The organism is Rhizobium sp. 05N49 (assembly GCF_056396805.1).
This window is the reverse complement of the sequence record NZ_JBFTME010000047.1, coordinates 1-10,304: the sequence shown is the minus strand read 5'-3', so window position 1 is coordinate 10,304 and position 10,304 is coordinate 1. Positions and strand designations below refer to the sequence as shown.

Below are 10,304 nucleotides of genomic sequence, written 5' to 3'. Positions count from 1 at the left end.
TGGGTGACGCGACGAAGGACGGCGGCATCGTCGTGCGCATCTGGTGGAAACCGTTCATCCTCTGCATCTGGGGCGGAGCGCTCATCATGGCCTTCGGCGGCTTCGTCTCGCTGACCGACCGGCGCCTGCGCGTCGGGGCTCCGAGCAGGAAGGCAAAGCCAGCAAAACCAGTGGCACCTGCCATGGAGCCGGCGGAATGATCAGGCGTCTCCTCCTCGTCCTGACCTTGATCCTGGCGGCCGCACCGGCCTTTGCCGTCAACCCGGACGAGATGCTCTCCGACCCGGCCCTAGAAGCCCGGGCGCGAACATTGTCGGCCGAACTGCGCTGCATGGTCTGCCAGAACCAGTCGATCGACGATTCCAATGCCGATCTCGCCAAGGATCTGCGCCTGCTGGTGCGCGAGCGCATTACCGATGGCGACAGCGACGAGCAGGTGCTGAACTACATCGTCTCGCGTTACGGGGAATTCGTCCTGCTGAAGCCGCGCTTCAGTCTGCGCACGCTGTTGCTCTGGGGGGCACCGGTGCTGCTGATCCTTGCCGGCGGGGTTTCGCTCATCGTCTTTGCCCGCAAGCGGGCTGGAAAGCCAACTGGCAGCAAGCTGACGGCAGAAGAGCAGGCAAGGCTTGCCGAATTGCTCGATCCGACTCCGCGACTTTGACGGAGGTCAAGGTCAGTTCGTCCAAGCCGTCCTACTCTCATGGCACCAGATGTTTCCGGAAAGGGAGGTGCAGGCATGCAGGCCAAGGACATTATGACGAGCAACGCAGTTTCGATCAGCCCTGCGGCAGGGATCCGCCATGCTGTCGCGGTGATGATGCAAAACAACATCAGCGGGCTGCCTGTCGTTGACGACGACGGGCGGATCTGCGGAATTCTGACCGAAGGCGACCTGCTGCTGCGGCGCGAGATCCGGCTTGCGCCGCGCACCACGCGTAACGCGGAAATCACGTCCGATGTCGATCTCGACCGCTACATTCGCGGCAACGGCTGGTCCGTCAGAGATATCATGTCGCGCGATGTTATCGTCGCCAGCCCGGACAGCGAGGTTTCGGATATTGCCGAAAGCCTCGAGGTCCATCGCATCAAGCGTATTCCGATCGTCGACGACGGACGGCTCGTGGGGATCGTCAGCCGGCGCGATATCCTCGCTCTGATAACCGACGCGCCGACACTCAGGTTGCCGCGCGAGGATGACGCGATCCTACTCGCTGTTTGCACACGCCTGAAATATGATCTCGGGCTGACGCCGCAAAGGATCCGCGTCTCCGTCCATAACGGACAGATCACGCTCGAAGGAAATGTGGAAACCGACTTGCAGCGCCGTGCCGTGCTTGCGCTCGTCGAGAATCTCGGATTGGGAAGCTGCCTCGATCGGTTGCAGCTTGTCGCAGATTCAGATCCGGAAAAGCGGTCGCAACAGGCTTAAATCCAAGCCACTGATCGAGTCGCAGGCCGGGTGCTTCGGTCAGCCGCCGGCAGCCAATGCCTTGTCGAGTGCAGGACCAAGGCCGACCGACAGGGCCTTGTCGTCGAGCGGGCCGACCTGCTTGAACAGGATGCGGCCGTCGCGGTCGATGACGAAGGTCTCCGGCACGCCGTAGACACCCCAATCGATCGCTTCCCTTCCGGTCGGATCGACCCCGACGGCAGCGTAGGGATTTCCGTTTTCGTGCAAGAAGGCCAGAGCGTTGCTGCTGTCATCCTTATAATTGATGCCTATCAGCTTGACGCGCGGATCCTTCGATAGCTGCATGAGCGCGCCATGTTCCTGCCGGCAGGGAACGCACCAGGACGCGAATATGTTGACGATCGTGACCTGGCCGGAAAACCCGCTATCTTGAAGTCCGGGAGACTGCAGACCAGCAAGCGGCGGCAGATCGATTGCCGGACGTGTCTGACCGATCAGTGCGGAAGGGAGGGCGGAGGGCGAATATCCTTCCGCCGCCTCCCGATAGAGCGTGCGCCCGGCGACTCCGGCAATTGCTGCAAAGACGAGCAGCGGCACGGCGGCAAGCAGATAGCGGCGCACTTTAGCGTGCCTCGCGGCGCGCGCCATGTCTGATCTTCGCCACTATCTCGACCTGCCGGCGATAGATGCGGCCGCGAAACCAGGTCGTCGCGCTGATAGCGGTCATGACGGCGAATGCGGCGGCATAGGCCGCCAGCACATAGTCCCGATGTGTCATTTAATTCTCCTTTTGCATTGCGGCCCGTGCCGCCAGGCGGTGATGCGACATGAGTCTCCGCCGCCAGATTTCGTTCCTGATCGAGGCCAGGAGGAGCGTGAAAAAGAGCGCCGTGAAGGCCAGGCCCATGGTCAGGAGCGGGCGAAGGAATTCGATGTCCAGAGCGGGGCCATCCAACCTGAGCACGCTTGCCGGCTGATGCAATGTGTTCCACCAGTCGACCGAGAACTTGATGATCGGGATGTTGACGAAGCCCACGAGAATGAGAACCGCCGTGACACGAGCAGCGCGCGTTGGCTCGTCGACTGCGCGGTTGATCGCCAGCAGGCCGAGATACATCAGGAAAAGCACGAACATCGAGGTCAGGCGCGCGTCCCACACCCACCAGGTTCCCCACATCGGCTTACCCCAGATCGCCCCTGTCACGAGCGACACGAAGGTAAAGGCGGCGCCGATTGGCACAGCAGCGCGCGCGGCGACATCGGCAAGCGGATGGCGCCATACCAGGGAGCCGATGGCGTTTGCGGTCATCACCACATAACAGAACATTGCCATCCATGCCGCCGGGACATGGACATACATGATCCTGACGGTCTCGCCCTGCTGGTAATCACCATCGGACACAAAACTCAGATAAAGTCCGACAGCGAAACAGAGGGTGGTGACGATCGAAAGTCCAGGCAGGACCCGATCGGCCAGTTCCAGGAATCTGGCGGGCTGAGCAAGCCTGGTGATGTCGTCTTTGATGCGTTCGACATAGGTCATGGCCCGCTCTAGCGCCCAAAGCCGTCATATTAATTGACCGGGATCAAACTGCGACCATTGGTGCGGTCATGCGTCTTTCATTTTGCTCTCCTGTTATCACAGTCCGATCCTCGGTCGCGGGTCCAGCAGGCTCATCGTGACATATTGCCGAGGTCTTCTGACGCGGCAACGCTTGGCGGAACCGGCCGATAATTGATCGCGGTCAAAGACGAACGCCGCGCAAATGCCAAGAAGGAGACATTCCAGTCCAGGAGACCCTCACCTTGATGATTGCCGCGCACGACCGATCCGCCACTCCTCCCGCCGACGTGATTGCAGGCTCCAGACCGCAGCGGGGGAAAAAGAAGTCTAATGTCTCCGGCCTCGTCCGGTTGCTGCCCCTGCTGCGGCCTCACCGGGGCTTGGTGCTCTTGGCCGTGATCTCGCTCGCGGCCGCGGCGCTGATCTCGCTTGCGTTGCCGATGGCGGTCCGCCGGATGATCGATCATGGTTTCGGACAGTTCGACGGTGGCTTCATCAACAGCTATTTCCTGATGCTTCTTGCGCTCGCAATCGCGCTCGCCATAGCAAGCGCCTGCCGCTATTATTTTGTCACGACGCTTGGCGAGCGCGTTGTCAGCGACCTGCGTGTGAAGACCTTCCGAAATGTGACGCGGTTGCCGGCAAGCTTTTTTGACGCCAACAAATCCGGCGACATCGCATCGCGACTGACCGCGGATGCCGCACAGATCAAGTCCGCATTGAACCTCGCTGCATCGGTGGCCTTGCGCAATTCGCTGCTGTGCCTGGGCGCGCTGGTGATGATGTTCGTCACCAGCCCTGGACTTTCCGCCATCACATTGGGTGCCATCCCGCTTGTGATCGCGCCGCTCGTCCTTTTCGGGCGCTCGGTCCGGAGAAAATCGCGGGCGGCTCAGGACGCTCTTGCGACCGCATCCGCTTTCGCCAGCGAAATGATTGCCGGAAGCCGGACGGTCCAAGCCTTCAACGGGGAGGCAGCGGCGAGCGACAGGTATGCGCATGACGTCGAGGCGTCCTATCGCAGCGCCGTCCTTGCCGCCAGCTCGCGTGCGCTCCTGACCGCCGTTGCCATTGCAATGATTTTCGGAAGCGTCGTCGGGGTTCTCTGGATCGGCGCCCATAATCTGCTCTCGGGAACGTTGTCGGCCGGAAGTCTGAGCCAGTTCCTGCTCTATTCCGTCATTGCGGCAGGGTCGCTAGGCTCGCTCTCGGAGGTCTGGGGCGAACTGGCGCAGGCTGCGGCCTCAGCCGAACGCCTTTTCGAACTGCTCGATGAAGATGCCGGTGAGAGCGAGCAGGCCTCGCGTTCTGCGCTCAGCCAACCCGCAAAAGGCGCGATCGAAATTCGAGACCTGCATTTCGCCTATCCGGGCGCTCCGGACAGGCAAGTCCTCACGGGCCTGTCGATGAACGTGCGGTCCGGCGAGACAGTCGCGCTTGTCGGTGCTTCCGGCTCGGGCAAAAGCACAATCTTCTCGCTCATGCTCGGTTTCTACAAGGATTATGCGGGCGACATTTTGCTCGATGGTTGCCATGCGCGCACGATCTCCACCACTGCAGTACGAGGCGAAATTGCCGTCGTACCGCAGGACGTGACCATCTTCGCAACCAGTATCGCAGAAAATATAAGTCTCGGACGGTCGGATGCGTCGCTGGACGAGATCGTGGCTGCAGCGACGGTGGCAAGAGCGCATGGGTTTATTTCCGAGCTGCCGGATGGTTACCGTACCGTTGTCGGCGAGCGCGGTCTCACTTTATCGGGCGGTCAGCGGCAAAGACTGGCGATCGCCCGTGCAGTCCTGAAAAACGCGCCGATCCTCTTGCTGGATGAGGCCACGGCATCTCTCGATTCAGAAAACGAGATGCTGGTGCAACGGGGGCTCGACGAATTGATGTCCAATCGCACGACAATCGTGATTGCTCATCGGCTTGCCACCGTGCTCAAGGCGGATCGAATTCTGGTGCTCGACGGAGGGCGAGTAATCGAGGAGGGAACACACGCCGCGCTGATCCGCAAGGGCGGTGCATATTCCAGGCTTGCCGAGTTGCAGTTCGATCTCTCGGGGTCGGCGGCCATGGAACACAATGCGGCGTAAGGGCAACGACAAACAGTGGCAGATCGCGCGTTGCGGCCACGTCCGCTTTCTGCCCCTCGGTAAGAGGCTTGAATAAATTGCTGGGAAGAGTTCTCCAGACATAGTCTGTAATCTTCAGCGGAGTCCGGTATTTCGATAGGCTGGTGTCGAACGTTCGGTTATCCATATGGCTCTCAGTGTTTCATGAAAGATGAACGTGAAACGGAAAGGCAACCCCATATTGCAGGGGCTGCCTCGTCCAAACCTTGCACTAGCCGATCAGGTAACCGGAGATTTGCGTGGCATCACACCAGTCCTCGTCTGACTGCGGCGTCAGCACACGGCAAGCCGTTGGCTTTGCCGCCTCTCGGCCCGAAGCAGTCATCGCAGCCCTCAATGTTCTCATTCCCATACATTGCAAATTTCCCGGCTCTCAGCTTTCCTGCAACCGGAAAGTGATCTCGGAGGAACGGATGACGGAAGCAAAACGCGTTGATGAACTGTTCGAGGCCTGGACTAACGATCATTCGCCTGGCTGCGCGGTTGCGGTCATGCGTGACGGCGAGGTTATCCATAAGCGGGGCTTCGGCATGGCCAATCTGGGCCATGGTATCGCGATCGGGCCGTCCACCGTCTTTCATTCGGCATCTGTCTCCAAACAGTTCACTGCATTTGCCATCCTGCTGCTGTCGGCCGAAGGAAAATTGTCGCTTGATGATGTGGTGGGGAAATACATGCCCGGCCTGCCTGATTTCGGCGCACCGATCACCCTCAGGCACCTCATGCACCATACGGGTGGCCTGCGCGATCACTGGGAATTGCTGGGCCTCGCCGGCTGGCGCTACTCCAAGGACCTGATCACCGATGACGACATCCTCGCGATCGTCTCCCGGCAGCAGGATCTGAACTTCCAGCCGGGTGACGAGCACCTCTATTGCAACACGGGTTATGCCTTGCTGGCCGAGGTCGTGAAGGTGGTCAGCGGCCAGTCGCTCCGTGCCTTTACCTCGGACCGGATTTTTGAACCGCTTGGCATGCACAACACGTTGTTTCGCGACAACTATGCCGAAGTTGTCAGGAATGTCGCTGACGGCTATGTCGGGACGGAGACCGGGGTTGAGATCTCCAACACGAACTTCGATACGGTCGGCGCGACCAGCCTGCTGACGACAGTGGAAGATCTCGCGCTCTGGGATGAAAATTTCTACCACAAGCGTGTCGGAGGGCCTGACGTCATCGCAAGGATGGTCGAATGCGGGCGACTGAAYGATGGCAGCGAAATCGGCTATGCCTCGGGTCTCGGCGTCGGTACGTATCGCGGCCTTGCGATCGTCGAACATACCGGCGGCGATGCCGGCTTCCGCTCCGATATCATCCGCTTTCCGGAGCAGCATTTCACCGTGGCGATCCTTGCCAATTTCGGGTCGATCGTGCCGAGCAACCTCGCGCGGGGGATCGCCGATATCTATCTGGCAGATGTGTTGCAGCCGATCCCGGAATCTTTGCCGAGCACGTTTCCGCAACCCGACGCCGATGCATTGGAACTGCTCACCGGCTATTACGCCGAACCGCGACTGGCCGGCCGCGTCGCCCGCCTCGTGGCGCATGAGGGAAAACTGCTGATAGGCTATGACATCGAATATGGCACATATCGCCTTGAAGCGGTGGATGACCGCCGGTTCCGTTTCAGCGATTTCCCGAACCATGAGCTCGCGCTGGAGCAAGGAGAAGGCGAGCCGGCAACTGAGCTGACCTCCTATCGCGACGGCAAGCGCCTGTACCAATACCGGCGATTGCCCGTCTATACGCCGTCGCCAAAGGAGCTTGCCGATCTCGCAGGCACCTATCGTCCGGTCGAAAACGACATGCCCTACGAGGTGAAGGTTCGGGAAGCGGGGCTGGTATTCAAATCCGTGAAGTCACGGGAAATAGCGCTGACAGCCGTCGCTCCGGACCATTTTCTCGGTGATGGGGACCGGTTCACCTTTGCCCGCGATGACGACGGTCGGGTCACTGGCATGCTGATGAACAGTGGTCGCATCCGCAATTTCCGCTTCGAGCGGCTTTGAACCGCTCGCAGCGCCGGAATGTCTGCTCCTGGCGCTTTCCAGACGAAACATCCTACGGATGAGCCGGTTGATGGTTTACATTTCATCAAAGCGGCTATTTTCGCTGTTGCTCCACAGTCATTGTTACATTGGCCGCTCTTCATTGCTGGCCACGCGCGCTCGGGTCCGAAAACTAGAAATGCTCCCCGACCCAGGGGCAGGCCCGAGAACGCGCGATCGAGGATCATTACTGCCTGATCGGAACAACCAAGCCCCGTCGCATGGCAAACCCGGCGAGCGGAACCATGGGCCTCATTGACCGGATTTCACCGCGGCAAGCTGGCTAGCCCTTCCAAACGCTATGCCGGCCAGGGCGACGAGCCTGTCGACATGCACGACCAGACCAACGGCGACCGCGAGACGCGCGGTTCGCCAATCGACTTCTTCCCCGCCCTTCAGGCGGCCGATGGACCGGGGTCGTCCGGTTTCTCCGGCGCTGGCCTCTGTCTGCCGGGCGCTCCACCCTTTAGCAGCCTCAGCGTCGGCTTCCCAGCGAGCCTCATCCTCACCTGAAAGCCGTCCGATCCCCTCATCGCTCGTTCCGGCTGGTAGTTGACGGTTTCCAGTAGAACCTGTTTCTGAAACCCATCTGCATTTTCGATAACGATCTTCTGACCTTCCCTTAAGCCAAGAAGGGCAAGGCCACGAAGCGTGTCGACGGGGAGCAGCATGCCGACCGGCGTCGTCATGCGGCCAGTGGTGAGGATGCGCGTGTCCCGCCTGCCGTCGATGCTGAAGGTCACTCGACTGTTCAGGCTTGCGGCATCTTCTGGCAGATCCTCTCTGAACACTACGGTCGCGGCGGCCATCTTCCGCTCCAGTAACTCGTGCAGCAGGCTGTCACGAACGAAGGGGTCATCGAACATCGCCTCGAGCAGGGTAAAGTCCTTCGTGGTCAGCAAGCATTGGTCTCTCATCACAGTCTCCATCGCCCGTATGCGGGCACTCAATTCGAATGGGTGGAGTTCCCCTGGCCGCGAACGGCGCAGGGGTCAGGAGCCTGCTGTGATGCACCCTCCGGGAAGATGATTTGCGCGTCTGTCGATGATCATAGCATTTGGCCGAGTTCTGCGGACTCAGACACCCTTTCTACAGTCAGCCGGTGCGGTTGGCCGTCCCGAGCAGTCCAGTCTATGGACTGACCAGCTCTCAGGCCGATCAATGCGGTGCCAATCGGGGTAAGGACTGAAATCTTGCCTTCGGCGATGTCTGCCTCCCCCGGGAATACAAGCGTCACCGTCCGGTCTTCCCCGAGGTCACTGGTGAAGCGCACGGTCGAACCGATTCGGATGATGCCGCGCGGGAGCTGATGGTCGTCCACAACGTGCGCACGTTCCAATTCGTAAAGCAGTTCGTCGGACACGACGGGATTTTTCGAAAGCTGCGCCTCGGCGATTTTCGTCAATTTTCGGTGCTCGCAGTGACCGATGATGATCGGGGGCCTGTTTGGGGGTCGCTTGTTTGCCATCTGCAATCTCCAGCTGACCGCAAATCTGTTCTGCGGCAGCGAAACGATCGGATATGAGGAGAATGTCGCTGTGGCGCGCCGACATGTCGAAGTCGGACGCCAGTATCCCTCGGCAGGCGCGACGTCGCCAGCCGGGGATTAGGATCCCGCGATGAGGATTACCCGCTTCACAACACTATTATGGTGCCAGATCAACATGGAATGAAGATGGCGACGAACCGTTGACGAGTCAAGGATGGCGCACGGGCGAGAGGCGCGGCTCTGTTGGACTCAGGCTCTGAAGCCGCCATCGTCTGCCGGCGTTCGCCTTAAATATATCGTATTACGATATAAATTGATTGATGAGATCTTGACCATAGAGGAGCTCATTTCAATGGAAAATCGACCGAATCCCGCGGCAATGCGTCCTGCGGTGCGTTATCCTGCGGATAAAACGCTCGAAGATCTGAGGCAAAAGGTTCACGCGCTCCTCGATGATAGAATGGCGGGGCGTTTCGAGCTCCTCCGCGCTGAATGGCTTTACGATCTGGCTCTGCTGATCAATGACTTCCGTCTATGGATGCAGCGCCTCGATCAGAGTTTCGATCGCTTCCAGTAGCCATTGCTTGTCCGGCTCCGTCACGAACGGAAACTCGCCACTGCGGCTTCGAACACGCTCGTTAGTAGTGGTCTGCTGGGCGATCAGTCGAGGCAGTTCGACCGCATGAATTGAGGTCCTCCAAGGACGGCCTTATGAACATCAACCGGAAGAAGAGGCTGCGTCTCCGAACCTCGGCCATGCATGCGCCGTTATAGACGGTCGCAAATGGCACACCCCCGGCGATGGCAGATTGAGCTGGCCTTTCGACACCCGTCATTATCTGCTGATCAAACTTGCAATAGGCGCCGACATGGCTGGCGTGATCGACGACAAAAGATTCCCGGTCAGCATGGATATCGACTCTGTCAGGGTGTACCAGAGCGAGGTGCCGTGATGTGTTGCGACAATGCCGTCTTGTCAGCAAATAGCCTTCAAAACCGGCTCGAATTTTCAAGAAAAAGCTTACCTGCGACGCCCCCAGCGCAATATTATCATTCCATTATATGCATGAAATTGCCATCGAGGCTTGGTTTATACTCCGAAGTTCGGACGTTTCGAAATATATCTTAACAACACAACACAAACGCCGACGTTTCTTCGTGCCCTAATCTGTCTCACGAATTATCGGGAGCTGATTACGTGCGTTACGAGAATCTAGACGCTGACCATGGACACAGGTCACACAATCGGACACCTGTCTCGGTTCCGTCTTCAACCAAGAAGTTTCGGATTCTACATATCCTGTTCGCATCCGAAATCGCGGGATCGGAGCGTTATTGTATCGACCTTGCCAATGCTCAAGCAGCACGTGGCCACGATGTGCACGTGGTTTCCTCATCTCGGGTCGATATTGGACGTCACCTCAGCCGCGAAGTTATCCTCCACACTTTCTCCACTCGGCTTTTTCGGTGTCGGGCGAAATGAGAAATTGACCCCCTAACGAAACGTAGAACTGACCCCTCGTGTCAAACGAGGAGAGATGGATGACGACTGAGATTTCGGCGCATGCTGCATTGTCGCGAACGATGCAGGGCGGGGATATGCGCTGCATTGTCGCGAACGATGCAGGGCGGGGATATGCTTCAGGCTGATGAG

At 59.1% G+C, this 10,304-nt stretch carries 12 protein-coding genes; 7 read left to right on the top strand and 5 right to left on the bottom strand.

The annotated features are described in order from the left end of the window. From AC1DF8_RS36045 to AC1DF8_RS36035, 3 genes are all read left to right on the top strand, one after another. Positions 1-200 (top strand): cytochrome c-type biogenesis CcmF C-terminal domain-containing protein (locus tag AC1DF8_RS36045; protein ID WP_478157581.1); only part of this gene is annotated, 200 nt, incomplete at its 5' end. Beyond that, positions 197-664: a cytochrome c-type biogenesis protein gene (locus AC1DF8_RS36040; protein WP_478157579.1), complete on the top strand. Its 468-nt coding sequence runs from the start codon at positions 197-199 to the stop codon at positions 662-664. The genes AC1DF8_RS36045 and AC1DF8_RS36040, both read left to right, overlap by 4 nt. Positions 665-739: 75 nt before the next feature. Next, entirely contained in the window at positions 740-1,432 is a 693-nt protein-coding gene (locus AC1DF8_RS36035) for a CBS domain-containing protein (RefSeq protein WP_478157577.1), read from the top strand. A 39-nt stretch (positions 1,433-1,471) separates the two neighbouring features. On the opposite strand, the gene AC1DF8_RS36030 is transcribed toward AC1DF8_RS36035, so the two are convergent. From AC1DF8_RS36030 to AC1DF8_RS36020, 3 genes are read right to left on the bottom strand one after another with little or no spacing between them, the layout of a single operon-like run. Then, entirely contained in the window at positions 1,472-2,062 is a 591-nt protein-coding gene (locus tag AC1DF8_RS36030; RefSeq protein ID WP_478157575.1) for a DsbE family thiol:disulfide interchange protein, read from the bottom strand. Beyond that, positions 2,037-2,192 carry a heme exporter protein CcmD gene (locus AC1DF8_RS36025; protein WP_478157573.1) on the bottom strand — a complete coding sequence of 52 codons (156 nt, stop codon included), beginning with the start codon at positions 2,190-2,192 and terminating at the stop codon, positions 2,037-2,039. The genes AC1DF8_RS36030 and AC1DF8_RS36025 overlap by 26 nt, the downstream gene beginning before the upstream one ends. Further along, entirely contained in the window at positions 2,193-2,957 is a 765-nt protein-coding gene (locus AC1DF8_RS36020; protein WP_112542703.1) for a heme ABC transporter permease, read from the bottom strand. Between the two features lie 266 nt (positions 2,958-3,223). Between AC1DF8_RS36020 and AC1DF8_RS36015 the strand changes: the two genes are divergently transcribed. Both AC1DF8_RS36015 and AC1DF8_RS36010 read left to right on the top strand, forming a co-directional pair. Next, on the top strand, positions 3,224-5,074 hold the full coding sequence (locus AC1DF8_RS36015) for an ABC transporter transmembrane domain-containing protein (protein ID WP_478157583.1): 1,851 nt from the start codon (positions 3,224-3,226) through the stop codon (positions 5,072-5,074). A gap of 452 nt (positions 5,075-5,526) precedes the next feature. After that, positions 5,527-7,122, top strand: a complete 1,596-nt coding sequence (locus AC1DF8_RS36010) for a serine hydrolase (protein WP_478157570.1) — start codon at positions 5,527-5,529, stop codon at positions 7,120-7,122. A 434-nt stretch (positions 7,123-7,556) separates the two neighbouring features. Here AC1DF8_RS36010 and AC1DF8_RS36005 read toward each other — a convergent pair whose 3' ends face one another. Next, the gene (locus tag AC1DF8_RS36005; protein ID WP_478157569.1) at positions 7,557-8,063 is read right to left on the bottom strand and encodes a GreA/GreB family elongation factor; all 507 of its coding nucleotides are present in this window, start codon (positions 8,061-8,063) and stop codon (positions 7,557-7,559) included. A 146-nt stretch (positions 8,064-8,209) separates the two neighbouring features. After that, complete coding sequence (gene rnk, locus AC1DF8_RS36000) at positions 8,210-8,629, bottom strand: nucleoside diphosphate kinase regulator (protein ID WP_478157567.1); 420 nt, start codon at positions 8,627-8,629, stop codon at positions 8,210-8,212. 334 nt (positions 8,630-8,963) lie between these two features. Here rnk and AC1DF8_RS35995 point away from each other — a divergent pair, with 334 nt between their 5' ends. Both AC1DF8_RS35995 and AC1DF8_RS35990 read left to right on the top strand, forming a co-directional pair. After that, a complete protein-coding gene (locus AC1DF8_RS35995) occupies positions 8,964-9,227 on the top strand; it encodes a hypothetical protein (protein WP_478157565.1) in 264 nt (87 codons plus the stop codon). A 232-nt stretch (positions 9,228-9,459) separates the two neighbouring features. Then, positions 9,460-9,603, top strand: coding sequence for a hypothetical protein (locus AC1DF8_RS35990; protein WP_478157563.1), 144 nt, complete (start codon positions 9,460-9,462; stop codon positions 9,601-9,603). Positions 9,604-10,304: the final 701 nt, after the last annotated feature.